Here is a 24,020-nt window from a genome sequence, read left to right on the forward strand (position 1 = left end):
GGCAGAGAGGGAACCGGGTCCGGAGAAGGGGGTGAAGCTGTTCGCCGGCCAGCCGGCTCCTACAGGGTGTTGTAGGAGCCGGCTGGCCGGCGAAAGGTCTCAGAGGTCGCCGTAGCCCAGGGAACGCAAGGCGCGCTCGTCATCGGACCAGCCCCCCTTGACCTTGACCCAGAGGTTGAGCATGACCTTGGAGTCGAACAGCAGCTCCATGTCCTTGCGCGCTTCCATGCCGATGCGCTTGATCCGCTCACCCTTGTCGCCAATGATGATTTTCTTCTGACCGTCACGCTCGACGAGGATCAACGCGTGGATGTGCAGAGTCTTGCCCTGCTGCTTGAACTCTTCGATTTCCACGGTGATCTGGTACGGCAGCTCGGCACCCAGCTGACGCATGATCTTCTCGCGCACCAGTTCGGCGGCGAGGAAGCGGCTGCTGCGATCGGTGATCTGGTCTTCCGGGAAGAAGTGGTCGTTCTCCGGCAGGTGCTTGGCGATCAGGCCTTCCAGGGCTTCGAGGTTGTGCCCCTGCTGGGCGGAGACCGGCACGATCTCGGCGTTCGGCAGTTGCTCCTGCAGCCAGGTCAGGTGCGGCATCAGCTCGGCCTTGTCCTCGATGCGGTCGGTCTTGTTGATCGCCAGGATCACCGGGCCCTGCACGTACTGCACACGCTCCAGCACCAGCTGGTCCTCATCGGTCCACTTGGTGCGGTCGACCACGAAAATCACCACGTCGACGTCTTTCAACGCCGCCGAAGCGGTCTTGTTCATGTAGCGGTTCAGCGCCTTCTCGTTGCTCTTGTGCATGCCGGGGGTGTCGACGTAGATCGCCTGGATGGTGCCTTCGGTCTTGATCCCGAGCATGTTGTGGCGAGTGGTCTGGGGCTTGCGCGAGGTGATCGCCAGCTTCTGGCCGAGGATGTGGTTGAGCAGCGTCGACTTGCCCACGTTGGGGCGGCCGACGATGGCGACATAGCCACAGCGTGTTGCGGTTGAATCAGTCATGGCCATTCTCCACGCCCAGGGCAATCAGTGCTGCGGCGGCCGCTACCTGTTCGGCAATACGACGGCTCACACCCTGACCTCGGCTTTTTTCATTCAATAAGGTGACTTCACATTCAACGAAGAATGTCCGGCAGTGCGGCTCGCCCTGGATATCCACCACTTCATAGCGTGGCAGTTCGCAGGCACGGGACTGGAGGAATTCCTGCAGCCGGGTCTTGGGGTCCTTGTTGGTGTCCACCAGGGTCAGGCTCTCGAATTCCGAGGCCAGCCAGGACAGTACGCGGTCACGGGCGGTTTCCATGCCGGCGTCCAGGTAGATCGCACCAATCAGGGCTTCCAGGGCATCGGCGAGGATCGACTCACGACGGAAACCGCCGCTCTTCAATTCGCCGGAACCCAGGCGCAGGTACTCGCCCAGGTCGAAACCACGGGCCAGCACCGCCAGTGTTTCACCTTTGACCAGGCGCGCGCGCAAACGCGACAACTGGCCTTCGCGGGCCTGGGGGAAACGCTCGAACAGCGCCTCGCCGGCCACGAAGTTGAGAATGGCATCACCGAGAAACTCCAGGCGTTCGTTGTTGCGCCCGGCAAAGCTGCGGTGAGTGAGGGCCAGCAGCATCAGCTCCTGGTCCTTGAAGGAATAACCGAGCTGACGCTCGAGACGGCTCAAAGAAACGCTCACGGTTTACCCACGCTGGTTTCGTTGCCGAAACTCGCCATCCCAGGGGCCGCGCACAAGGTGCGGGGAGCAATTAACGCTGTGTTCAAATCCACATCCTGAATATCGTTGACTGCATGCTGCTGGCCACAAACCTGTTACGGGCTGCCTGAAAGCCAGGCCGTTTTATACAAGAGCCAGAAAAGCATTCGGCGCTGTGTTCAACAGCGCCGTGTGTGATTACTTGATCAGGCCAACCCGCGAGAAGTTCGGCAGGTGGCTGAGTTTCGGTTCGGGCCAGCTCATCCAGACTGCGAAGGCCTTGCCGACGATATTCTTGTCGGGAACCATGCCCAGCAGGTCTTTGGGAATACTTGGATCGTCCCAGTAGCGACTGTCGTTAGAGTTGTCGCGGTTGTCGCCCATCATGAAGTAGTGCCCGGCCGGCACGACCCAGCGCCCGTCCGGCGTTGCCCGGTAACGGCTCATTTCCTTGCGGATCAGGTGCTCGGCGGCGCCGAGTTTTTCCTTGTACAGCTCGGCGCTGCCCAAGGTGCCGGGCTCAGCCCCGACCAACTGCTCCGCCACCGGCTGGCCGTTGACGAACAGGTGCTTGTCGCTGGTGTAGCGCACTTCATCACCCGGCAGGCCCACTACACGCTTGATGTAGTTGACGTTCGGGTCGCTTGGGTAGCGGAACACCATCACATCGCCACGCTGCGGATCACCGACTTCGATGACTTTCTTGTCGATCACCGGCAGGCGGATCCCGTAGGAAAACTTGTTCACCAGGATGAAGTCGCCCACATCCAGGGTCGGCTTCATCGAGCCCGATGGAATCTGGAACGGTTCCACCAGGAACGAACGCAGCACCAGGACGATGAACAGCACCGGAAAGAACGACTTGCCGTATTCAACCAGCAGCGGTTCCTTGCTCAGCTTCTCGACCACCAGCCCGTCCGGCTGGCTGACGCTGCCCTGATAGTTGGCAATGGCAGCACGCCGACGCGGCGCCAGAAACACCAGGTCGAGCAACGCCAAGAGACCGCAAACGAAGACAGCGATGACCAGCAACAGCGGGAAATTTAGTGACATAGGACCTAACTATCCAACCTGAGCACGGCAAGGAAGGCTTCTTGTGGAATTTCCACGTTGCCCACTTGCTTCATGCGTTTCTTACCGGCCTTCTGCTTTTCCAACAGCTTGCGCTTACGGCTAACGTCACCACCGTAGCATTTGGCCAGTACGTTCTTTCTGAGGGCCTTGACGGTTGTCCGCGCCACAATCTGCCCGCCGATGGCGGCCTGGATTGCCACGTCAAACATCTGCCGAGGAATCAGTTCTTTCATCTTTTCAGTCAACGCACGCCCTTTGTAGTGGGCGTTGTCACGGTGCACGATCAGCGCCAGGGCGTCGACTTTCTCACCGTTGATCAGCACATCCAGCTTCACCAGATTAGCCGACTGGTAGCGATCGAAATGGTAATCCAGCGAAGCATAGCCGCGGCTGGTGGATTTCAGACGGTCGAAGAAGTCCAGGACCACTTCGTTCATCGGCAGATCGTAGGTCACCTGGACCTGGCTGCCGAGGAACAGCATGTCATGCTGCACACCGCGTTTCTCGATGCACAGGGTTATGACGTTGCCCAGGTGCTCTTGCGGCACAAGAATATTGGCCCGCACGATCGGCTCGCGCATGTCTTCGATCGCCGACAGGTCCGGAAGCTTGGACGGGTTGTCGACGTAGATCGTCTCGCCATTCTTCAACTGCAGCTCGAAGATTACCGTCGGCGCGGTGGTGATCAGGTCCAGGTCGTACTCGCGCTCCAGGCGCTCCTGGATGATTTCCATGTGCAACATGCCGAGGAATCCGCAACGGAAGCCGAAGCCCAGGGCATCGGAGCTTTCCGGGGTGTACTGCAGCGATGAGTCGTTCAGGGTGAGCTTCTGCAACGCTTCGCGGAAATCCTCGAAGTCGTCGGAGCTGACCGGGAACAGGCCGGCGTAGACCTGCGGCTGGATGCGTTTGAAACCCGGCAGCACTTCAACATCAGGGGTCGAGCTCAGGGTCAGGGTGTCACCCACCGGCGCCCCGTGAATGTCCTTGATACCGGCGATGATGAAGCCCACTTCACCAGCCTTGAGGTCCGATGTCGCGGTGTGTTTCGGGTTGAATACACCGACGCTGTCCACCAGGTGGATCTTGCCGGTGGACTTGACCAGGATCTTGTCGCCCTTCTTCACCCGGCCGTGACGCACACGCACCAGGGACACAACGCCCAGGTAGTTGTCGAACCAGGAGTCGATGATCAGCGCTTGCAGCGGGTCTTCAATGTTGCCGGTCGGCGCCGGAATGGTGGTCACCAGGCGTTCGAGCACCTCGTCCACGCCCAGGCCGGTCTTGGCGCTGCAGGTCACGGCGTCGGTGGCATCGATACCGATGATCTTCTCGATCTCTTCCTTGACCCGCTCCGGATCGGCCTGTGGCAGGTCGATCTTGTTCAGCACCGGCATCACTTCCAGGCCTTGCTCGATGGCGGTGTAGCAGTTGGCAACCGACTGGGCTTCAACGCCCTGGCCAGCATCCACCACCAGCAGTGCGCCTTCACAGGCCGCCAGGGAACGGCTGACTTCGTAGGTGAAGTCCACGTGGCCCGGGGTATCGATGAAGTTCAGCTGGTAGGTAATGCCATCTTTGGCTTTGTAATAGAGGGTGACGCTGTGGGCCTTGATGGTGATCCCGCGCTCACGCTCAAGGTCCATGGAGTCCAGAACCTGGGCTTCCATTTCGCGCTCGGCCAGGCCGCCGCACATCTGGATGAAGCGATCGGCCAGAGTCGACTTGCCATGGTCAATGTGGGCGATGATGGAGAAATTGCGGATATGACTCAAATCACTCACGGATGAACACTCAAAAAGGCTGCAGGCATGGCCCGCCGAAAAATAGCCGGGAATTGTACCTGATACTCGGCACAAGCGTCACGTTCGCCTTTCAGCGTTTGTCAAATGCAAAAACGCCCCGATCCTAGGACCGGGGCGCTGGGTAAAAATCGGGCAAAGCCGCTGGTTCAGCCCGCTCGACGCAGCAGCCAGAAGCCGGCCACGGCACAAATACCTGCCGGCACCAGCACCGCAAACAGCGGCGAAAAACCGAACACCAGGCTCGAAGGGCCCAGCAGGTCCTGGGCGATACGGAAGGTGAACCCCACCAGCACCCCGGTGAATACCCGCTGACCGAGGGTCACCGAACGCAGCGGGCCGAAGATGAAGGAAATCGCCATCAGCACCAGCGCTGCCGTGACCAGTGGCTGCAGAACCTTGACCCAGAACGCCAGCCAGTAGCGGCCATTGTTCAGGCCCTGATCGGCCAGGTAGTGGATGTAGCCCCACAGGCCGCTGATCGACAGGGCCTCCGGCGCCATGACCACGGTGCTCAGCAATTGCGGGCTCAATGCCACGTCCCAACGTTCGTCGGGCACGCTGATGACTTCGGTATGCCCGTCACGGAAATAGGTGGTGGTGACATCCGTCAGTTGCCAGTAGTTCTCATGGAAACGCGCCTGACGGGCAAAGCTCGACGACAGCATGTGACGCTGGTCATCGAAGTGATAGCGGGTCACGCCGTAGAGCAGGCCGTTGGGCTGCACGGCGTTGATATGGATGAATTCATCGCCCTGACGGTGCCACAGGCCGTGCTTGGAGCTCTGGGCATCACCGGAACCCTGCGCCAGGGCGCGGCTTGCCTGGGCCTGGGTCTCGGTGGCCGGAGCCACGTATTCGCCCACAAGTACGCCCACCAGCATCAACACCAGCATGGGCTTCATGACCGCCCAGACGATACGCCCGACCGACACGCCGGCGGCGCGCATGATGGTCAGTTCGCTGTTGCTGGCCAGGGTTCCCAGGCCGATCAGGCAGCCGATCAGCGCCGCCATCGGCAGCATTTCGTAGACCCGACGCGGGGCGGTGAGGACCACATAGCTCATCACGTCCATCACGGTATAGGTATCGCTGACACTGCCCATCTCATCGATGAAGGCGAACAGCGAAGCCAGCCCGAGGATGATCCCCAGGACCGCCAGAATAGCCATGAACACACTGCTACCAATGTAGCGATCGAGCTTAACCACGAGCCATCTCCTTCACGCTGCGACGACTCGCCATTTTCAAACGCATCGGCTCCCAATACATCAAGCCGAGGCCAACCAACAGAAACAGTGCATGCACCCACCACAGCCCCAGGGCCGGGGAAATCTTGCCTTTTTCCAGGGCGCCGCGCACCGCGATGAGGATGGTCAGGTAGGCCATGTAGAGCAGGATCGCCGGGATCAGCTTGAGGAAGCGGCCCTGACGCGGGTTGACCCGGGACAACGGCACCGCCATCAGCGTCACGATAAACACCAGCAACGGCAGGGACAGGCGCCATTGCAGCTCAGCGCGCGCGCGCAGGTCGTCCTTGCCGATCAGGTCGCGGGTCGGCATGGCGTCGCGATCGGTGACTTCGTCGCTGACGTCCGGCCGCTCCAGCAGCACGCCGTAGGTGTCGTACTTGATCACCCGGTAGTTGGCCTCGCCCGGGTTGCCGTCATAGCGATAACCATTTTCCAGGATCAGGTAGCGATTGCCGTCCGGACGAATGTCCTGGTGCCCCTTCTCGGCCACCAGCACCGAAATGCCTTCGTCCTTTTTCTGCTGCCCCAGGCGCTTCTCGGAAATGAACACCCCGGCCAGGTTGCTCCGGTCTTCGGACAGCTGCTCGGTGTAGGTCACCCGGGTACCGTCGTTGAGCGCCTGGAAGCGCCCGGCCACCAGGGTGTCGAATTCGGTCAGGGCGTCCTGCTTGTTCAGCAGCAACTGGAACTGGTTGGCGCCTTGCGGCGCCAGGCTCAGGCTCAACCAGGCCACCACCAGGGCCACCAGGGCCGCCGGAATCATGGTCATGCCCAGAAGCCGTTGCTGGCTCATGCCGGTGGCCGACAGCACGGTCATCTCGCTTTCGAGGTAGAGCCGGCCATACGCCAACAGAATGCCGAGGAACAGTCCCAGGGGCAGGATCAGTTGCAGAAAGCCCGGCAGGCGAAAGCCCATGATCAGGAACAGCGAGCCCGGATCCAGGGCTCCCGAGGCGGCTTGCGCGAGAAACTTGACGAAGCGCCCGCTCATGATGATGACCAGCAATACCGCGCTCACGGCACTCAAGGTCAACAGGATTTCGCGGGACAGATAACGAAAGACGATCAAACCAGACACTCCAGGGTTGTCAGGCTAAGGCGGCCAAACAAGCAAACGTATCGAGCCGGCCCCAGACGCAGGGCCGCCGAAAAAAGATGGCGCATTATCCTGTGATTGCGCGCGCCTGTCACGGAGGATGCTCAAGCGGCGCTCTAATGCGGCGAACTTGGCCGATACGAGGGTTGTCAGCCGCGACCGGCGAGGTTCAAACTGGCGGCTTTGTCGTCGGCAGCACGCGGCGTCTTCTTCTATATAGACAAGCTCGGCGCAGGACGCCTTCCTGCGCTCTTTGACCATTTATTCAGGGACCCAGACATGGAACTGGTTGTAAAAAGCGTTAGCCCGGAAACGTTGAAGACCGCCACCCTGGTCGTCGCCGTCGGCGAAGGCCGCAAGCTCGGCAACGTTGCCAAGCAACTTGACGAACTCAGCGGCGGCGCCATCAGCGCGGTACTCAAGCGCGGCGACCTGGCCGGCAAGGTCGGCCAGAGCCTGCTGCTGCACGGCGTGGCCAAGCTCAAGGCCGAACGCGTGCTGCTGGTCGGCACCGGCAAGGAAGGCGAACTGGGCGACCGCCCGTTCCGCAAGATCATCAGTGGCGTACTGAGCACTCTCAAGGGCCTGGGCGGCAGCGACGCGGTGCTGGCCCTGGACGAAGTCGTGGTCAAGGGCCGCGACAGCTACGGCAAGACCCGCCTGCTGGCGGAAACCCTGGTGGACGGCGGCTATGTCTTCGACCGCTACAAGAGCCAGAAGGCCGAACCCCGCGCCCTGAAGAAAATCACCCTGCTGACCATCAAGGCCGCCGAGGCTGAAGTCCAGCGCGGCGTGACCCACGCCCAGGCAATCGCCAACGGCATGGCCTTCACTCGCGACCTGGGCAACCTGCCGCCGAACGTCTGCCACCCGACCTTCCTCGGCGAACAGGCCAAGGCCCTGGGTAAAGAGTTCAAGGGCCTGAAAGTCGAAGTCCTCGACGAGAAGAAGATCAAGGAACTGGGCATGGGCTCGTTCTATGCCGTGGGCCAGGGCAGCGACCAGCCGCCACGCCTGATCGTCATGCAGTACAACGGCGGCAAGAAGTCCGAGAAGCCATTCGCCCTGGTGGGCAAGGGCATCACCTTCGACACTGGCGGCATCAGCCTCAAGCCGGGCGCCGGCATGGATGAAATGAAGTACGACATGGGCGGCGCCGCCAGCGTGTTTGGCACCCTGCGTGCCGTGCTGGAGCTCAAGTTGCCGATCAACCTGGTGTGCATCCTCGCCTGCGCCGAAAACATGCCCAGCGGTGGTGCGTCCCGTCCTGGCGACATCGTCACCACCATGAGCGGCCAGACCGTGGAAATCCTCAACACCGACGCCGAAGGCCGCCTGGTGCTGTGCGATGCCCTGACCTACGCCGAACGCTTCAAGCCTCAAGCGGTGATCGACATCGCCACCCTCACCGGCGCTTGCATCGTGGCCCTGGGTTCCCATACTTCGGGCTTGCTGGGCAACAACGACGAGCTGATCGAGCAACTGCTCAACGCCGGCCGGCAAGCTGATGACCGCGCCTGGCAACTGCCGCTGTTCGACGAATACCAGGAGCAGCTGGACAGCCCGTTCGCCGACATCGCCAACATCGGCGGGCCAAAGGCCGGCACCATCACCGCCGCCTGCTTCCTCTCGCGCTTCACCAAGAACCTCAACTGGGCGCACCTGGACATCGCCGGCACCGCCTGGACCAGCGGCGGCAAGGACAAGGGCGCCACCGGCCGTCCGGTTCCCCTGCTGACCCAATACCTGCTGGACCGCGCCAAAGCCTGAAAACCATGACCGAAAGGGGCGCCGCGTGAAGGCGGCGCCCTCTCCGGCTCAGGAACCCCAATGACCAAAGTCGACTTCTATATTCTTCCCAGCGCGGACCCTGCGGCGCGCCTGGACTTTGCCTGCAAGCTCACCGACAAGGCCTGGCGCATGGGCCACCGCATCTACCTGCATTGCAGCGATGCGGCGCAACGGGACGAGCTCGACGCCCGCCTGTGGCGCTTCAAGGGCGAAACCTTCATCCCCCACGGCCCGGCGGAAAGCGAACCCGAAGGCCTGATCGTCCTCGGCCTGGGCCAGGACCCCGGCGCGCACAATGACCTGCTGGTGAACCTGGACCTCAAGGTGCCCGCCTTCGCCCCGCGCTTCGCCCGAATTGCCGAGGTGGTGGTGGAAGACCCGACTATTCGTCAGGCGGCCCGCGAGAGTTTCCGTTTCTACCGCGAACAGGGCTATCCTCTGCAAGATCACCGTTTACAGCGACTCTGAGCACCCGATGGACACTCCCAATCCGCTGCAAAAGCCCACGCACCTGCTGGATGACCTTGAGTCCATCCGCCAACTGCTCGGCGATGAAAACCTGCAACCGCCGCTGCTGACCGAGACCGTCAGCAGCGAAGTACAGATCCCTCTGCTGTTCGACATGGTGGGCAACCAGCAACCTGCCGCCGCTCAAGCTGTTCAAGCCGCCCCCGCCAAACCACAACCCGCGCCAGCCCCGGCGCAAGTGGCGCCTCCGGCACCGGCTCCAACCCCCGCTCCTGCTGCCCCGGCCGCTGCCGCTGCCGCTGCAGCCAAGCCTGAGTCGGCCAGCAACCAGGCCGATGCCTTGCTGCACCTGGACAGCGAACTGCGCGCCGCCGCGCAACTGATCATGCAAGACGTGATCGACGACTTCGCCCCGCACATCGAAACCGAGATCAAGCGTCGCCTCGACGCCCGCCTGGAACGCCTGCTCGCAGCAGCCACCAGCGGCAAACCATAAGCCACACGCAAAAGCCGGGCATGGCCATCTTGTCGCTTGCCGCTTGTGGCTTGCTGCCGCCCCCCTCCGCTATACTTCCCGGCTTTTCCTGAATAAATGCCAATAGGGTCCCGCCGCGCATGGATAAGACCTACCAGCCGCACGCCATTGAAACTTCCTGGTACCAGACCTGGGAGTCCGAGAACTACTTCGCCCCGCAAGGCGCGGGCGACTCCTACACCATCATGATCCCGCCGCCGAACGTCACCGGCAGCCTGCACATGGGCCACGGCTTCAACAACGCGATCATGGACGCCCTGATCCGCTTCCGCCGCATGCAGGGTCGCAACACCCTGTGGCAGCCGGGTACCGACCACGCCGGTATCGCCACGCAGATGCTGGTGGAGCGCCAGATCGAAGCCCAGGGCCAGAATCGCCACGATCTGGGCCGGGAAAAATTCCTCGAAAAAGTCTGGGAATGGAAGGATCAGTCCGGGGGCAACATCAGCCGCCAGATCCGCCGCCTGGGCTCCTCCGTGGACTGGAGCCGCGAGCGCTTCACCATGGACGACGGTCTCTCGGAAGCGGTCAAGGAAGCCTTCGTGCGCCTGCACGAAGACGGCCTGATCTACCGCGGCAAGCGCCTGGTGAACTGGGACACCAAGCTGCACACGGCGATTTCCGATCTGGAAGTGGAAAACCACGACGAGAAAGGCTTCCTGTGGAACCTGAAATACCCACTGGCCGACGGCGCCAAGACCGCTGAAGGTAACGACTACCTGATCGTCGCCACCACCCGTCCGGAAACCATGCTCGGCGACTCCGCCGTCGCGGTGAACCCCGAAGACGAGCGTTACAAGGCCCTGATCGGCAAGTTCGTGGAACTGCCCCTGGTCGGCCGCCGCATCCCGATCATCGCCGACGACTACTGCGACCCTGAGTTCGGCACCGGCTGCGTGAAGATCACCCCGGCCCACGATTTCAACGACTACGAAGTCGGCAAGCGCCACAACCTGCCGCTGCTGAACATCTTCGACAAGAATGCCGCCGTGCTGCCGGCCTGCCAGGTGTTCAACCTGGACGGCAGCCTCAACGAAACCATCGACGGCAAGATCCCGAGCGAATACGTCGGCCTGGACCGCTTCGAAGCGCGCAAGCAGATCGTCGCTGCCTTCGACGCCGCCGGCCTGCTGGTCAGCGTCGACGACCATGCCTTGAAAGTGCCGAAGGGCGACCGCTCCGGTACCGTGATCGAGCCGTGGCTCACCGACCAGTGGTACGTCTCCACCAAGCCTCTGGCCGAGCCTGCCATCGCTGCCGTGGAAGACGGCCGCATCGCCTTCGTGCCCAAGCAGTACGAGAACATGTACTTCTCCTGGATGCGCGACATCCAGGACTGGTGCATCAGCCGCCAGCTGTGGTGGGGCCACCGCATTCCGGCCTGGTACGACGAGTCGGGCAAGGTCTATGTCGGCCGCGACGAAGCCGAAGTCCGGGCCAAGCACAACCTCGGTCCGGACGTTGCCCTGCAGCAGGACAACGACGTGCTCGACACCTGGTTCAGCTCGGGCCTGTGGACCTTCTCCACCCTGGGCTGGCCGGAGCAGACCGACTTCCTCAAGACCTTCCACCCGACCGACGTGCTGGTCACCGGCTTCGACATCATTTTCTTCTGGGTCGCCCGGATGATCATGCTCACCATGCACCTGGTGAAGAACGAGGACGGCACGCCGCAGGTTCCGTTCAAGACCGTGTACGTGCACGGCCTGGTCCGCGACGGCCAGGGCCAGAAGATGTCCAAGTCCAAGGGCAACGTCCTCGACCCACTGGACATCATCGACGGCATCGACCTCGAAACCCTGGTGCAGAAGCGCACCACCGGCCTGATGCAGCCCAAGCTGCAGAAAGCCATCGAGAAGCAGACCCGCGCCGAATTCGCCGACGGCATCGCCAGCTACGGCACCGACGCCCTGCGCTTCACCTTCTGCTCCCTGGCCACCACCGGTCGCGACATCAAGTTCGACATGGGCCGCGTCGAGGGTTACCGCAACTTCTGCAACAAGATCTGGAACGCCGCGCGCTACGTGCTGGACAAGGGCGAGGACTGCGGCCAGAACGGCGAGGCCTACGAGCTGTCCCTGGCAGACCGCTGGATCATCTCGCAGCTGCAGCGCACCGAAGCCGAAGTCACCCGCCAGCTCGACCAGTTCCGCTTCGACCTAGCCGCCCAGGCCCTGTACGAGTTCATCTGGAACCAGTACTGCGACTGGTACCTGGAGCTGTCCAAGCCGGTGCTGTGGGACGAGAACTCGCCGGTTGAACGCCAGCGCGGCACCCGTCGCACCCTGGTGCGCGTGCTGGAAGTGGCGCTGCGCCTGGCGCATCCGTTCATGCCGTTCATCACCGAGGAAATCTGGCAGCGCCTGGCACCGTTGGCAGGCAGCACGGGCAAGACCATCATGCTGCAGCCTTGGCCGGTGGCCAATGAAGCACGCATCGACCAGGCCGCCGAAGACGACATCGAATGGCTCAAGGGCCTGATGCTCGGCACCCGCAACATTCGCGCGGAAATGAACATCGGCCCGGGCAAGCCCCTGGCCCTGTTCCTGAAGAACGCCAGTGCCGAAGACCAGCGCCGCCTGACCGAGAACGAAGCCCTGCTGAAGAAGCTGGCCCGCCTCGAATCCATCACTGTATTGGCAGCCGGCGAGGAAGCACCGCTGTCCGCCACCGCCCTGGTGGGCGAGATGGAAGTGCTGGTGCCGATGGCAGGCCTGATCGACAAGGGCGCCGAACTGGCACGCCTGGACAAGGAAATCCAGCGCCTGCAAGGCGAAGTGCAGCGCGTGGGCGGCAAGCTGTCCAACGCCTCTTTCGTCGACAAGGCACCGGCCGAAGTGATCGAGAAGGAACGCGCCAAACTGGCCGAGGCCGAACAGGCCCTGGGCAAGCTGGCGGAACAGCACGCACGGATTTCCAGCCTGTAACGGCGATTCGCGCGATGTGAAAGAGGGAGGCCTGCATAGGCCTCCCTTTTTTATGCGCCTTGCCTTAGCTAGCGAGGAGGCACGCTTGCATCACTTGTCGCTCGTTGCTTGAAACTTACCGCTGCTCCTGTGGGACAATGCCCGCCACTTTGAACCACCCCCGAATCGATCCCCCATGACCGCCCCCAGCACACCCAAGCCTCCGCGCAAGAAGCCCAAGCCCGCCTCCCCGGCCAAAACCACCGTGCCCCGGGAAAAGGCCAGCCTGCATCCGCGCAATCGTCACCAGGGGCGTTACGACTTCCCGCAACTGATCAAGAGCACCCCGGAGCTGGGGCAGTTCGTGATCCTCAACCCCTACGGCAAGGAAAGCATCGACTTCGCCGACCCGGCTGCCGTACGAGTCTTCAACCGCGCCCTGCTCAAGACCTTCTACGGCATTGCCCACTGGGACATTCCGGCGGACTTCCTGTGCCCGCCTGTGCCCGGTCGCGCCGACTATGTGCACTTCCTCGCCGACCTGCTGGCCAGCCACAACCAGGGGGAAATCCCTCATGGCGCGGCCGTGCGGGTGCTGGATGTCGGGGTCGGCGCCAACTGCATCTATCCACTGATCGGCTACAGCGACTACCGCTGGCAGTTCCTCGGTTCAGACATCGACAGCACAGCCCTGGCCGCCGCCAAGGCCATTGTCCAGGCCAACGGCTTGAACAAGGCCATCAGCCTGCGCCAGCAGGGCAATCCCAAGCAGATCCTCAACGGCCTGCTGGAAAGCGCCGAACGCTTCGACCTGACCCTGTGCAACCCGCCGTTCCACGCGTCCCTGGATGAAGCCACCCGGGGAAGCCAGCGCAAATGGCGAGCCCTGGGCAAGGCCGATCCCAAGCGCAAGCTGCCGGTGCTGAACTTTGGTGGGCAGGCCCGGGAACTCTGGTGCGAAGGCGGCGAAATCCGCTTCGTCAGCCAGTTGATCAGCGAGAGTGCAGGCGTCGGCCAGCAAGTGCTGTGGTTCAGCACCCTGGTGTCGAAGGCCTCGAACCTGCCGGCGATTGAAAGCGCGTTGAAAAAGGCCGGAGCCCTGGAAAGCCAGGTAGTGGAAATGTCCCAAGGCCAGAAACAGAGCCGCTTCGTCGCCTGGACCTTCAAGGACAAGGCACAGCAACAGGCCTGGAGTCAGGAACGCTGGGTGAGGAAGAACTGAAGAGACGGGGGGATCGAGCGACGATTCACCTTGCGTGAATCGGTGTTACACAAACCGTGCCCGGAAAACTTCTGAGCACGGTTTCACTGCAAGTATTACTTGTTAACAGCGTCGGTCAGGCCTTTAGCCACAACCAGCTTGATAACTTTCTTGGCAGCGATTTCGATGGCAGCGCCAGTCGATGGGTTACGGCCAGTACGGGCAGGACGCTCGGTCACTTTCAGTTTGCCGATACCTGGCAGAGTGATTTCGCCGCCATTTTCCAATTGATCAGCAACGATCTGAGCCAGTTGGTCCAGGGCGTTACGCGCGGTGGTTTTCGGCGCGTCGATAGCTTCAGCGATATCAGCGATCAGTTGGTCTTTAGTAATAGCCATTGTGGTGTTCCTTCCCTATCAAATTCATTTGGATTGCAGAGTGCAGTGTCAGCCATCGAGCCAGATCTTGTGAATCTGGCACCCCGGTTACAACCACGACGGATCGGGGTTATAGATACCGAAATCAGGGTTTGGTTCGACCCGACAAATGCTGAATGCACGCTTAACGCTGAGACATCGCGTAAGACGGGGCAAAACTAGCACACAGACGGGGAAATATCCGCTTCTACCTAGCCATTTGGTCAGCTTTATTGCTCTAAATCGGTAAAAAATTGCATAAGCGTTACCGACGAGCCGTTCATCACCCGGCAAACCGCGCCAAAACCAATGGGTGCGGTACACTGGGCACTTTTTCGGGGAGCCCGCCCTCCCCCTTCAATCAGCCGAGAAGCCCATGCCGATCCGTCATTGCATCGTCCACCTGATCGACAAAAAACCCGACGGCAGCCCCGCAGTCCTGCACGCCCGAGACTCCGAACTGGCAGAGTCCGCGGCCATCGAGAACATGCTCGCCGACCTCAATGAAAGCTATAACGCCAAACAGGGCAAAGCCTGGGGGCTGTTCCATCCCGAGTCCGGCGCGTTCCCCTTCAGCGGCTGGCTGAAGGAGTACCTGGACGGCGGCCAGGACTTCACCACGTTCAGCCGGGTGGCAGTGGAGCACCTGCAGAAGCTGATGGAAGAATCCAACCTGTCGGTGGGTGGCCACGTGCTGTTTGCCCACTACCAGCAGGGCATGACCGATTACCTGGCCATCGCCCTGCTGCACCACAGCGAAGGCGTGGCGGTGACCGACCAGTTGGACGTGACACCGTCGCGCCACCTGGACCTGGGCCAGCTGCACCTGGCAGCACGGATCAACATCTCCGAGTGGCAGAACAACAAGCAGTCCAAGCAGTACATCTCCTTTATCAAGGGCAAGAACGGCAAGAAGGTCTCGGAGTACTTCCGCGACTTCATCGGCTGCCAGGAAGGGGTCGACGGCCCGGGCGAGACCCGTACCCTGCTCAAGGCCTTCAGTGACTTCGTCGAAAGCGAAGACCTGCCGGAAGACTCCGCCCGGGAGAAAACCAAGACCCTGGTGGACTACGCCAGCAGCCAGGCCAAGCTCGGCGAACCCATGGGCCTGGAAGAGCTCTCGGAACTGATCGACGAGGATCGCCCCAAGGCGTTCTACGATCACATCCGCAACAAGGATTACGGGCTGTCGCCAGAGATTCCCGCGGACAAGCGCACCCTCAATCAGTTCCGCCGCTTCACCGGCCGCGCCGAAGGCTTGTCCATCAGCTTCGAAGCCCATCTGCTGGGCTCGAAAATCGAGTACGACGAAGAAGCCGGGACCCTGATCATCAAGGGCCTGCCAACCCAGCTGACCGACCAGCTCAAGCGCCGCAACTGATGCTCCAGGGGGTATTGAAGAAGTTCCTGCTGATCCTGCTGGTGGTGGTGATCTACCAGCACTGGGGCAAGATCGAGCGGCTGTTCAACCCTTCGGCGGTGGTCAGCGAAGCGATCCGCAGCCAGGCCCGGGTGGTGTTGTACGCCACCGACTGGTGCGGCTACTGCAAGGCCACCCGGCGCTTTCTCGATCAGAAGGGCATTCCCTACCGCGAGTTCGATATCGAGAAAGATGCCGAGGCACGTAAGGCCTATACCGCCCTGGGCGGTGCCGGGATTCCGATCCTCGATGTGAATGGCACTCTGATCCGCACCTACGATCCCGATGCCATCCTGGCGGCGCTGCAACCTTAGCGGGAGGCGCTTGCCAACTCCTACAGATGTGGCTCACTGCGCCTGGATGCGGAAACCCAACCGCGGGAAGTGCACGTGCACCACGCCGGCACGCGAATCTTCGCGACGCAGGATCAACTCCTCAGTACCGGCAAACAGCAACTCACCCGCCACCGGATCGACGCCATAGTCGGTCGCAGCAATCACCACCTGCTGCCCTGCCACAAAGCCGTTGGGATCGACAAACCGCTCATCCGGCAGCGGCGCCGGCGTTGCGCTGCGCGATACCTCAAGGGCCTCTTCGGCGCTCATCTCGGTGCAGGAGCCATGACCAAAACCCAGCACCCGCGCCAACCAGGCGGATACCGCCGGGTACTCGTCCACCAGCGGTGCGGTCACCGGCGTGCCCTTGAGGAACCACAGCGGGTGAGCCAGGGCGATATCGGCAATCGACGGCTCGCCAAACAGGAAGTCTCCCGGCTCGCGCTGCAGTTGCTGCTCCAGACGCGCCATGAGGGTCGGCCACTGATGCTTGGCCACGTCCAGGGGCAGACGGCTGGCGCTGCCGCCACTGAACAGCCCGGCGCGGTCGGCCATGAAGGCCTTGACCGCTTCCGGCGCCAGCTTGCCAAAGCGCACAGCCGCCGATTCGGGCTGGAACACCAGGGTCACCGCATGCTGGAAGACCACCGAGTCGACCCAGGCGGCGAAGGTCGCGCTGATCATTTCCTGGCCTTCGGGGAACAGCGCCGGCGAGGCTTTTTCCCACTCCAGGCGGCGCGCGATCAAGGCCGTGTCGCAATAGATATCCGCCCCGATCTGCAACACCGGGGTCTTGCGATAGCCGCCGGTCAGGGCCGTCAGGTCGGGTTTGGGCATGACCGGGGAAATCTTCACGGAGCGCCAGGACAGGCCCTTGAAACCCAGCAGCAAGCGGGCTTTTTCCGCAAAGGGAGAGGTCGGGTAATGGTGCAGGATCAACTCTGACATGCTGGGGTCCGCCGGAAGAGGGAGAGCGCTGAGCTTAGCGCGCAATCCCTTGACGGCCTACAGATCCAACTGATGAGAACCTATCAGTCAGAGTGATGCCGTGGCGCCGGCAGAAGCCACCAGGCACTCCTTGGCGCTCTTCCTGAGTTTCTTGATCAGCCGCTCCTGGCGCAGGGCCTCGCCCTTGTCGCGGCAGGCTTCGGTGTAGACCAGGGCCACCGCCGGGCTGGAGAGAAAGAAGCGCGCGCCCTTGCCGCTCTGGTGCTTGGCGAAGCGCTTCAGCGGGTCGTCGCTGATGCCGCAGTAGAGGGCACCATTGGCCGCGCGTACCAGGTACACAAACCAGGGTTTGCTGTCGGGCGCAGACCGCTCGGCGGCAATCGCGGGGGTTGGATCGGGGCTGCTCACAAAAAGAATCGAGGCCTGTGGAAAACAAGCCGCGATCTTAGCAGAGGATGACGCTCAGCGACCGCTCTGGAAGGCCTTGAGGCCTTTGCGGGCCTGGGTGCGAACGGCATTTTTGACCAGCGGCGTCCAGCCCAGCAACAGCCCCTTGGCCCCCAGGGCCTGACGCGCCCAGCGCCACATATCGAAATGATCGTGGTGCTCGCAGATCTTGCCGTCGCGAAACACGAAGCGCGCCTGAATGTCATTGACCACGGTGTTGCCGGTCTGGCTGAACAGGTAGGTGGCGACCCAGTGCGCGCCACCCGAACGCTCGTCGGCACGCACCTGATCAAACGTCAGGGAAAAGTCCTTGGCCCGGGTGGTGAGCATGCGCCACATGTCGCCGGCATCACGTCCGCGCAATTCACCGAAGGCCGGATCGCTGAACAGCACATCCTCGGTATAACAGGCGCTCATGGCCTCGGCATCGAGGCGCTGGAAGGCCTGGTAGAACTCGGTGATCAGGGCGCGGTGGGCATCACTCATGAGCGGACTCCGAAAGGGCAAGGGGGATGCAGCACAATAATCCGCAAGCCCCGTGAACACTACCGGCATTTGCCCCGCAAATACCGGGACTCAAGCCCGTCAGATTCTCTCGCTCTGCGCCTGCACATACAGCGCACGGCCAGCGCCCAACCCAGCGACGATCGCACCGCAACCCAGTACCGCGAAAATCCAGCCCACGGCGCTCCAGCCACCGGTCCAGTCGTGTACCAGGCCCACCGCGAAGGGCCCCATGGACGCCAGGGTGTAGCCGATGCCCTGGGCCATGCTCGACAGGTTGGCGGCCACATGAGGGTCCCGCGAACGCAGGACGATCAGGGTCAGGGCCAGGCTGAAGGTGCCTCCCTGCCCCAGGCCCAGCAGGATCGCCCAGCCCCACAAGCCGTCAATGGGCGCGTACAGGCAACCGAACAGCCCACCCAGGGTCATCAGCATGACGATCACGATGGCCAGGCGCTGGTCCTTGCCTCGGGTCGCCAGCCAGGGCGCGGCCAGCGAACTGGCCAGTTGCACGATCACCGAGCCGGACAGCACCAGGCCAGCCTGAGTCGGGCTCAGCCCACGGCCGATCAGGATCGACGGCAACCAGCCAAAGACGATGTAGGCCAGGGAGGACTGCAGCCCCATGTACAGGGTCACCTGCCAGGCCAGCCGGTCGCGCAGCAAGCCGCGTACACGGAAGACCACATGATGGGCGCCGTGTTTCTGCCCCACCTGGGGCAACCAGAACAGCGCCGCCACCATGGCCGGCACGACCCAGAAGCCCAGGCCCATGGCCCAGTTGTTGCCGAAGTGCTGGCTCAGGGGCACGGTGGCCCCAGCCGCCATCGCCGCCCCCAGGCACAAGGCCATGGTGTAGACCCCCGTCATGGTGCCCGCGTGCCGGGCAAAGTCACGTTTGACGATGCCCGGTAGCAGTACCCCGATCACCCCAATGCTGGCGCCGGCCAGGATGCTCCCGGCAAAGACGCCGAACTCACCCAGGGAACTGCGCAGCACGATGCCCAGGGCCAGGGTCATGAGGATGCCCAGGACCACGCGCTCGGCGCCAAAACGCCGGGCCAGCAGCGGCGCCAAAGGCGCGAACAAGCCCAGGCACAGCACCGGCAGAGTGGTCAGCAGGCCGGCCTTGGCGGCCGACAGCCCCAGCTGCTGCGACACATCGCTGAGCAGCGGCGCCATGCTCGACAGCGCCGGACGCAGGTTCAGCGCCACCAGGATCAGCCCCAGCAGCAACAGCCAGGGCCGACGCACCGCGGGCGGGGCCTGCTGAAGCTCCTCGTCATCGGCCTCGGCGTCGATCAGCAGCTCTTCGAGCTCGGCAGAACGCCGAGGAGCAGACGGGGTATTCGGGGGGGCCTGGTGATTGGACATGAAGGTCTCGGATTCAGGATTCATTGATCAACTGGCGGGAAATGCTCTTGGCCCGCTCGGGGTCGCGTTGCTCGATGGCGTCCAGCAAGTGCTGGTGGCGGTCGAAGACCTCCTGGCGCCTGGGCGTCACGGTCAAGGTCTGGCGCAACTGCGCGCCGACCACGCTGGAGAAGTAGCGGTACAGCTGGCTGAGGGTCGGGTTGTGGGCGGCATCCACCAGACGCTGGTGAAACACCAGGTCACAGGCGATGTAACTTTCCAGGTCGCCGTGAAAGTGCCCGCCACTGACGTGCAGGGCTGCGCTCAGCTCCTGCAGGTCTTCCTCGGTGCGGCGCAGGGCCGCCAGGCCGACCGCCTCCACTTCGAGGATCTGCCGGGTTTCCCGGGCCTGTTCCAGGGAGCACTGCGACAGGGCCTGGAGCATGTCCAGCGGATCGGCCACCGCCCGCAGGTAACTGCCATCGCCCTGGCGGATCTCGATCAGCCCGGAAAACGCCAGGACGCGCATGGCCTCGCGCACGGTATTGCGGCTGATACCCAGCTCACTGGCCAGTTCCGGCTCGGTGGGCAGGCGCTGGCCCACCGCCCAGGTGCCACGGGTGATGCGCAGGCGCAACTGTTCCAGGGCCTGGTCGACCAGAGAACGTTTGATCAGGGGGGAGATTTCGCTCATTCAACTCACTCTTTCATCCAATCATCGGACGAATTGTCCGACATGGTATTCAGCCCTTTCTCAGAGTTCAACGTTTTAGGCTGGAGGAGGCACTTTCGCCAATTCAAACAGGCCCTGACAAAAAACCCTTTAAGGGTAATTTCGAGTCAGCCTCAAGGGTGTCTCATGGAAACGAAAACACCTCACTACGACCTCTCGCTGATCAAGGCGCAGGTCGTTCGGCAAGGAACTCGGATTGTCCCTGGCCACCATGCAACGAGTGATGGCCGGGCTCCAGGGCAGCATGTTCAACAAATCGATGACCACCTATAGCGACATCGGCTGTGGCAGGACCTGTATTACACCCGCATCGACCACTGGACGCTCTACATCAAGGTCACCTACCGCCCCGGTGCAGGGCCTTCCGTGATCGCCTTCAAGGAGGCAGAGACATGAAACGACAACAATGCTACAGCTGCGGCGCTCCGACCGGCATGCTGGAGTTCGAGCAGCGCAGCGAGCTCATCGACTACCGGCACCTGTTGCGTCACCTCCATGGCCTGGCGGGCTGGGAATGCCAGGAATGCGGTGAAATCGAATTCGACGCCGCCAGCGCGCAACGCTACGCCGCCGCGGGCGACCAGTTGCTGGAAGATTACCGGCAGCGCGTTGCCGCGGACATGAAACGCATCCGCCGCAAGCTGCACCTCTCGCAAAAAGAAGCGGTCAGGCTGCTGTCCGGCGGCGGGCACAATGCCTTTTCCCGTTACGAGCGCGGCGAAGTCAGCGCGCCCCAACCGCTGTACATGCTGATGCGCCTGCTGGACCGCCACCCTCAGTTGATGAAGGACGTACTGGAGCTCAGCGAACCACAGCTGGCGCCCTCAGCCTTGGGCGTCCCTCCCGAACCACAGCTCGGCGCTGCCGGCAGTTGAACGCCAGGCAAAAATAAACCCGGAACCAGTCCGGGTTTATCGTCAGCGCCAGCCGTGCATCAGGATCAATGCAGGATCTGGCTCAGGAACAGCTTGGTGCGGTCGTTCTGCGGGTTGTCGAAGAAGTCGTTGGGTGCCGCCTGCTCGACGATTTCGCCCTTGTCCATGAAGATCACCCGGTTGGCCACGGTGCGCGCGAAGCCCATTTCGTGGGTCACGCAGAGCATGGTCATGCCGTCTTCGGCCAGGCCGATCATGGTGTCCAGCACCTCCTTGACCATTTCCGGGTCCAGAGCCGAGGTCGGTTCGTCGAACAGCATGATCTTGGGCTTCATGCACAACGCGCGGGCAATCGCCACCCGTTGCTGCTGGCCACCGGACAGCTGGCCCGGGTACTTGTTGGCCTGCTCCGGAATGCGCACCCGCTCCAGGTAATGCATGGCGATTTCCTCGGCCTTGCGCTTGGGCATCTTGCGCACCCACATCGGCGCCAGGGTGCAGTTCTGCAAGATGGTCAGGTGCGGGAACAGGTTGAAGTGCTGGAACACCATGCCCACTTCCCGGCGAATGGCCTCGATCTGCTTGAGGTCGTTGGTCAGCTCCACGCCGTCCACCACGATGCGCCCCTGCTGGTGCTCTTCCAGGCGGTTGAGGCAACGGATGGTGGTCGACTTGCCCGAGCCCGAAGGCCCGCACAGGACAATGCGCTCGCCCTGGCGGACGTTGAGGTTGATGTCCTTCAACACGTGGAACTGGCCGTACCACTTGTTCACACCCTGCATCTGAATAATGCCTTCAGGGCCCACAGGCTTTTTGCTCGCTTCACTCATGGAGATACTCCTAACGCTTGTGGCCTGTGTCCAACTTACGCTCCAGATGCATGGAGTAGCGGGACATACCAAAACAGAAAATCCAGAACACCAGGGCCGCGAAGACATAGCCTTCGGTGGCCATGCCCAGCCATTTGGGGTCGGCGGCGGCCTGCTTGACGCTGTTGAGCAGGTCGAACAGGCCGATGATGATCACAAGGCTGGTGTCCTTGAACAGGGCGATGAAGGTGTTGACGATGCCGGGAATCACCAGCTTCAGGGCCTGCGGCAGAATCACCAGGCCCATGGCCCGCCAGTAGCCCAGGCCCATGGCCGCCGCCGCTTCGTACTGGCCCTTGGGAATGGCTTGCAGGCCACCGCGCACCACCTCGGCCACGTAGGCCGACTGGAACAGGATCACCCCGATCAGGGCCCGCAGCAGCTTGTCGAAGTTCATGCCCTCGGGCAGGAACAGCGGCAGCATCACCGAGGACATGAACAGCACGGTGATCAGCGGCACGCCGCGCCAGAACTCGATGAAGGTCACGCAGACCACGCGAATCGCCGGCAGGTTGGAACGCCGTCCCAGCGCCAGCAGGATCCCCAGGGGCAGGGCTCCGGCAATCCCCACCGTGGCGATCACCAGGGTCAGCATCAGGCCGCCCCACTGGCTGGTGGCGACATTGCTCAGGCCCAGGTAGCCGCCGTGCAACAGGCTGTAGGCAATGATCGGGTACGCCACCAGGAAGCACAGCCCGTAGATCGCCTTGCGCGGAAAGCGCGAGATGAACAACGGTGCGGCACCGATCACCGCCAGCCACACGGTCAGGTCCACCCGCCAGCGCAATTCCACCGGGTAGTAGCCGTACATGAACTGGCCGAAACGCTGCTGGATGAACACCCAGCAGGCGCCGCCCTGGGTGCAATCGGCACGGGTGGTGCCGACCCAGTTGGCGTCGAGGATCGCCCAGTGCAGCAGCGGCGGCACCACCAGGTAGATCAGGTAGAAGGCGAACAGGGTCAACAGCGTGTTGAGCCAATTGGAGAACAGGTTGGCGCGCGTCCACGCCAGCACGCCAATGCTGCGGCTGGGCGGCGGCATATCAGGCTTGAAAGTATGAGTCGTCATGGGCGCTTCCTCACCGCTCGATCAGCGCAATGCGCTTGTTGTACCAGTTCATCAGCAGGGAAATGCTGATGCTGATCGCCAGGTACACGCTCATGGTGATGGCAATGACCTCGATGGCCTGGCCGGTCTGGTTGAGCACCGTGCCGGCAAACAGCGAGACCATTTCCGGGTAGCCGATACCGGCGGCCAGGGACGAGTTCTTCGCCAGGTTCAGGTATTGGCTGGTCAGCGGCGGAATGATCACCCGCAGGGCCTGGGGAATGATCACCTTGCGCAGGGTCGGGCCGTTGCGCAGCCCCAGGGAACGGGCCGCCTCGGTCTGGCCGTGGCTCACCGACTTGATCCCGGAGCGCACGATCTCGGCGATGAACGCCGCGGTGTAGACGGTCAGGGCCAGGGTCAGGGCCAGGAGTTCGGGAATCAGCACCCAGCCGCCAACGAAGTTGAAGCCTTGCAGCTTCGGCAACTCCCAATGCACCGGCGAACCGAAGAGCAGCGTGCACAACGCCGGAATCACCAGCAGCAGTGCCAGCCCGGTCCAGAACTTGTGGAACGGCACGCCTGTGGCTTCAAAGCGTTTGTTGGCCCAGCGGCACATCAGCACGATGGCGACAATGGCCAGCACCACACTCGCCACAAACGCCCAGAACCCCGGGGCCATTTGCGCCGCCGGCATGTTCAGGCCCCGGCTGCTGACGAAGAAGGTGTCGCCGAAGTTGTGGCTGTTGCGCGGCCCCGGCATGGTCAGGAACACCGCGAAGTACCAGAACAGGATCTGCAGCAGCGGCGGAATGTTGCGAAACACCTCCACATACACCGTCGCCAGCTTGCTGATGATCCAGTTCGGCGACAGCCGCGCCACCCCGATGATGAACCCCAGCAGGGTCGCCAGGATCACCCCGATGACCGTCACCAGCAGTGTGTTGAGCAGGCCGATGACGAAGACCCGGGCATAGCTGTCCGCTTCGGTGTAGGCAATCAGGTGTTGAGCGATGCCGAAACCGGCGCTGCGCTCAAGAAAGTCGAAACCCGAGGTGATACCCCGGTGCTGGAGGTTGGTTTGCGTGTTGTCGAACAGAAACCAGCCCAGCGAAACCACCGCCACAAGGGTGATGATCTGGAACAGCCAGGCGCGCACACGCGGATCGCTGAGGCTAAGCCTCTGCTTGGGTGCGCCGATTGTATTTTGCATGAAGTGCCCCAGGAATAATGGAACAGAACAT

The 24,020-nt window shown here is 62.4% G+C and carries 23 protein-coding genes; 8 read left to right on the plus strand and 15 right to left on the minus strand.

The genetic code is table 11. The features are described 5' to 3' along the window. Positions 1-99: 99 nt before the first annotated feature. The 6 genes from era to lptF all read right to left on the minus strand — a co-directional run bounded on the left by era (position 100) and on the right by lptF (position 6,900). On the minus strand, positions 100-1,002 hold the full coding sequence (gene era, locus LXM55_RS07095) for a GTPase Era (RefSeq protein ID WP_233319738.1): 903 nt from the start codon (positions 1,000-1,002) through the stop codon (positions 100-102). Further along, a complete protein-coding gene (gene rnc / locus LXM55_RS07100) occupies positions 995-1,684 on the minus strand; it encodes a ribonuclease III (RefSeq protein WP_011059421.1) in 690 nt (229 codons plus the stop codon). Before rnc ends, era begins: the two co-directional genes overlap by 8 nt. 216 nt (positions 1,685-1,900) lie before the next feature. Beyond that, the gene (gene lepB, locus LXM55_RS07105) at positions 1,901-2,755 is read right to left on the minus strand and encodes a signal peptidase I (protein WP_047284039.1); all 855 of its coding nucleotides are present in this window, start codon (positions 2,753-2,755) and stop codon (positions 1,901-1,903) included. Positions 2,756-2,760: 5 nt separating this feature from the next. After that, positions 2,761-4,560, minus strand: a complete 1,800-nt coding sequence (lepA, locus tag LXM55_RS07110; protein ID WP_233319739.1) for a translation elongation factor 4 — start codon at positions 4,558-4,560, stop codon at positions 2,761-2,763. A gap of 167 nt (positions 4,561-4,727) precedes the next feature. Further along, on the minus strand, positions 4,728-5,789 hold the full coding sequence (gene lptG, locus LXM55_RS07115) for an LPS export ABC transporter permease LptG (protein ID WP_233319740.1): 1,062 nt from the start codon (positions 5,787-5,789) through the stop codon (positions 4,728-4,730). Continuing rightward, entirely contained in the window at positions 5,782-6,900 is a 1,119-nt protein-coding gene (lptF, locus tag LXM55_RS07120; RefSeq protein ID WP_233319741.1) for an LPS export ABC transporter permease LptF, read from the minus strand. The genes lptG and lptF overlap by 8 nt, the downstream gene beginning before the upstream one ends. A gap of 306 nt (positions 6,901-7,206) precedes the next feature. On the opposite strand from lptF, the gene LXM55_RS07125 reads away from it, so the two are divergent. The 5 genes from LXM55_RS07125 to rlmF all read left to right on the plus strand — a co-directional run bounded on the left by LXM55_RS07125 (position 7,207) and on the right by rlmF (position 13,849). Continuing rightward, entirely contained in the window at positions 7,207-8,697 is a 1,491-nt protein-coding gene (locus tag LXM55_RS07125) for a leucyl aminopeptidase (protein ID WP_233319742.1), read from the plus strand. A 60-nt stretch (positions 8,698-8,757) separates the two neighbouring features. Next, positions 8,758-9,186: a DNA polymerase III subunit chi gene (locus LXM55_RS07130; RefSeq protein ID WP_233319743.1), complete on the plus strand. Its 429-nt coding sequence runs from the start codon at positions 8,758-8,760 to the stop codon at positions 9,184-9,186. Positions 9,187-9,193: 7 nt separating this feature from the next. Next, positions 9,194-9,682 (plus strand): DNA polymerase III subunit chi, encoded by a 489-nt coding sequence (locus LXM55_RS07135; protein ID WP_233319744.1) that lies wholly within the window; start codon positions 9,194-9,196, stop codon positions 9,680-9,682. 119 nt (positions 9,683-9,801) lie between these two features. Next, a complete protein-coding gene (locus LXM55_RS07140) occupies positions 9,802-12,648 on the plus strand; it encodes a valine--tRNA ligase (RefSeq protein ID WP_233319745.1) in 2,847 nt (948 codons plus the stop codon). A gap of 175 nt (positions 12,649-12,823) precedes the next feature. Then, positions 12,824-13,849, plus strand: coding sequence for a 23S rRNA (adenine(1618)-N(6))-methyltransferase RlmF (gene rlmF, locus LXM55_RS07145; protein ID WP_233319746.1), 1,026 nt, complete (start codon positions 12,824-12,826; stop codon positions 13,847-13,849). A 95-nt stretch (positions 13,850-13,944) separates the two neighbouring features. On the opposite strand, the gene LXM55_RS07150 is transcribed toward rlmF, so the two are convergent. Next, positions 13,945-14,226, minus strand: a complete 282-nt coding sequence (locus LXM55_RS07150; protein ID WP_003440137.1) for an HU family DNA-binding protein — start codon at positions 14,224-14,226, stop codon at positions 13,945-13,947. Positions 14,227-14,620: 394 nt separating this feature from the next. Between LXM55_RS07150 and yejK the strand changes: the two genes are divergently transcribed. After that, entirely contained in the window at positions 14,621-15,625 is a 1,005-nt protein-coding gene (yejK, locus tag LXM55_RS07155; protein ID WP_233319747.1) for a nucleoid-associated protein YejK, read from the plus strand. Continuing rightward, positions 15,625-15,978: a glutaredoxin family protein gene (locus tag LXM55_RS07160; protein WP_233319748.1), complete on the plus strand. Its 354-nt coding sequence runs from the start codon at positions 15,625-15,627 to the stop codon at positions 15,976-15,978. Before yejK ends, LXM55_RS07160 begins: the two co-directional genes overlap by 1 nt. A 33-nt stretch (positions 15,979-16,011) precedes the next feature. Here the strand turns inward: LXM55_RS07160 and LXM55_RS07165 are convergent, their stop codons facing one another. The 5 genes from LXM55_RS07165 to LXM55_RS07185 all read right to left on the minus strand — a co-directional run bounded on the left by LXM55_RS07165 (position 16,012) and on the right by LXM55_RS07185 (position 19,945). Continuing rightward, positions 16,012-16,947, minus strand: coding sequence for a glutathione S-transferase family protein (locus tag LXM55_RS07165; protein ID WP_233319749.1), 936 nt, complete (start codon positions 16,945-16,947; stop codon positions 16,012-16,014). Positions 16,948-17,034: 87 nt separating this feature from the next. Further along, a complete protein-coding gene (locus LXM55_RS07170) occupies positions 17,035-17,355 on the minus strand; it encodes a GIY-YIG nuclease family protein (RefSeq protein ID WP_233319750.1) in 321 nt (106 codons plus the stop codon). A gap of 54 nt (positions 17,356-17,409) precedes the next feature. After that, the gene (locus LXM55_RS07175; protein WP_233319751.1) at positions 17,410-17,880 is read right to left on the minus strand and encodes a nuclear transport factor 2 family protein; all 471 of its coding nucleotides are present in this window, start codon (positions 17,878-17,880) and stop codon (positions 17,410-17,412) included. 99 nt (positions 17,881-17,979) lie between these two features. Then, complete coding sequence (locus LXM55_RS07180) at positions 17,980-19,296, minus strand: CynX/NimT family MFS transporter (RefSeq protein ID WP_233319752.1); 1,317 nt, start codon at positions 19,294-19,296, stop codon at positions 17,980-17,982. Continuing rightward, on the minus strand, positions 19,286-19,945 hold the full coding sequence (locus LXM55_RS07185) for a FadR/GntR family transcriptional regulator (protein ID WP_233319753.1): 660 nt from the start codon (positions 19,943-19,945) through the stop codon (positions 19,286-19,288). Before LXM55_RS07185 ends, LXM55_RS07180 begins: the two co-directional genes overlap by 11 nt. Positions 19,946-20,376: 431 nt before the next feature. On the opposite strand from LXM55_RS07185, the gene LXM55_RS07195 reads away from it, so the two are divergent. Beyond that, positions 20,377-20,859 carry a type II toxin-antitoxin system MqsA family antitoxin gene (locus tag LXM55_RS07195; protein ID WP_233319754.1) on the plus strand — a complete coding sequence of 161 codons (483 nt, stop codon included), beginning with the start codon at positions 20,377-20,379 and terminating at the stop codon, positions 20,857-20,859. A 65-nt stretch (positions 20,860-20,924) separates the two neighbouring features. Here LXM55_RS07195 and LXM55_RS07200 read toward each other — a convergent pair whose 3' ends face one another. The 3 genes from LXM55_RS07200 to LXM55_RS07210 are packed head-to-tail and all read right to left on the minus strand — an operon-like array spanning position 20,925 to position 23,989. Further along, positions 20,925-21,689: an amino acid ABC transporter ATP-binding protein gene (locus LXM55_RS07200; RefSeq protein ID WP_041116093.1), complete on the minus strand. Its 765-nt coding sequence runs from the start codon at positions 21,687-21,689 to the stop codon at positions 20,925-20,927. 10 nt (positions 21,690-21,699) lie between these two features. Continuing rightward, entirely contained in the window at positions 21,700-22,797 is a 1,098-nt protein-coding gene (locus LXM55_RS07205; RefSeq protein ID WP_233319755.1) for an amino acid ABC transporter permease, read from the minus strand. Positions 22,798-22,807: 10 nt separating this feature from the next. After that, positions 22,808-23,989, minus strand: a complete 1,182-nt coding sequence (locus LXM55_RS07210; RefSeq protein ID WP_233319756.1) for an amino acid ABC transporter permease — start codon at positions 23,987-23,989, stop codon at positions 22,808-22,810. Between the last annotated feature and the right edge of the window lie 31 nt (positions 23,990-24,020).

This window comes from Pseudomonas sp. Au-Pse12 (assembly GCF_021341665.1).
GTDB lineage: Bacteria > Pseudomonadota > Gammaproteobacteria > Pseudomonadales > Pseudomonadaceae > Aquipseudomonas.

Bases quoted from the DNA above. Each gene is read 5' to 3' on its own strand.
- era (WP_233319738.1), bottom strand. From the start codon at position 1,002: ATGACTGATTCAACCGCAACACGCTGTGGCTATGTCGCCATCGTCGGC.
- lepB (WP_047284039.1), bottom strand. From the start codon at position 2,755: ATGTCACTAAATTTCCCGCTGTTGCTGGTCATCGCTGTCTTCGTTTGC.
- LXM55_RS07125 (WP_233319742.1), top strand. From the start codon at position 7,207: ATGGAACTGGTTGTAAAAAGCGTTAGCCCGGAAACGTTGAAGACCGCC.
- LXM55_RS07130 (WP_233319743.1), top strand. From the start codon at position 8,758: ATGACCAAAGTCGACTTCTATATTCTTCCCAGCGCGGACCCTGCGGCG.
- LXM55_RS07135 (WP_233319744.1), top strand. From the start codon at position 9,194: ATGGACACTCCCAATCCGCTGCAAAAGCCCACGCACCTGCTGGATGAC.
- LXM55_RS07140 (WP_233319745.1), top strand. From the start codon at position 9,802: ATGGATAAGACCTACCAGCCGCACGCCATTGAAACTTCCTGGTACCAG.
- rlmF (WP_233319746.1), top strand. From the start codon at position 12,824: ATGACCGCCCCCAGCACACCCAAGCCTCCGCGCAAGAAGCCCAAGCCC.
- LXM55_RS07150 (WP_003440137.1), bottom strand. From the start codon at position 14,226: ATGGCTATTACTAAAGACCAACTGATCGCTGATATCGCTGAAGCTATC.
- yejK (WP_233319747.1), top strand. From the start codon at position 14,621: ATGCCGATCCGTCATTGCATCGTCCACCTGATCGACAAAAAACCCGAC.
- LXM55_RS07160 (WP_233319748.1), top strand. From the start codon at position 15,625: ATGCTCCAGGGGGTATTGAAGAAGTTCCTGCTGATCCTGCTGGTGGTG.
- LXM55_RS07165 (WP_233319749.1), bottom strand. From the start codon at position 16,947: ATGTCAGAGTTGATCCTGCACCATTACCCGACCTCTCCCTTTGCGGAA.
- LXM55_RS07175 (WP_233319751.1), bottom strand. From the start codon at position 17,880: ATGAGTGATGCCCACCGCGCCCTGATCACCGAGTTCTACCAGGCCTTC.
- LXM55_RS07180 (WP_233319752.1), bottom strand. From the start codon at position 19,296: ATGAATCCTGAATCCGAGACCTTCATGTCCAATCACCAGGCCCCCCCG.
- LXM55_RS07185 (WP_233319753.1), bottom strand. From the start codon at position 19,945: ATGAGCGAAATCTCCCCCCTGATCAAACGTTCTCTGGTCGACCAGGCC.
- LXM55_RS07195 (WP_233319754.1), top strand. From the start codon at position 20,377: ATGAAACGACAACAATGCTACAGCTGCGGCGCTCCGACCGGCATGCTG.
- LXM55_RS07200 (WP_041116093.1), bottom strand. From the start codon at position 21,689: ATGAGTGAAGCGAGCAAAAAGCCTGTGGGCCCTGAAGGCATTATTCAG.
- LXM55_RS07205 (WP_233319755.1), bottom strand. From the start codon at position 22,797: ATGACGACTCATACTTTCAAGCCTGATATGCCGCCGCCCAGCCGCAGC.
- LXM55_RS07210 (WP_233319756.1), bottom strand. From the start codon at position 23,989: ATGCAAAATACAATCGGCGCACCCAAGCAGAGGCTTAGCCTCAGCGAT.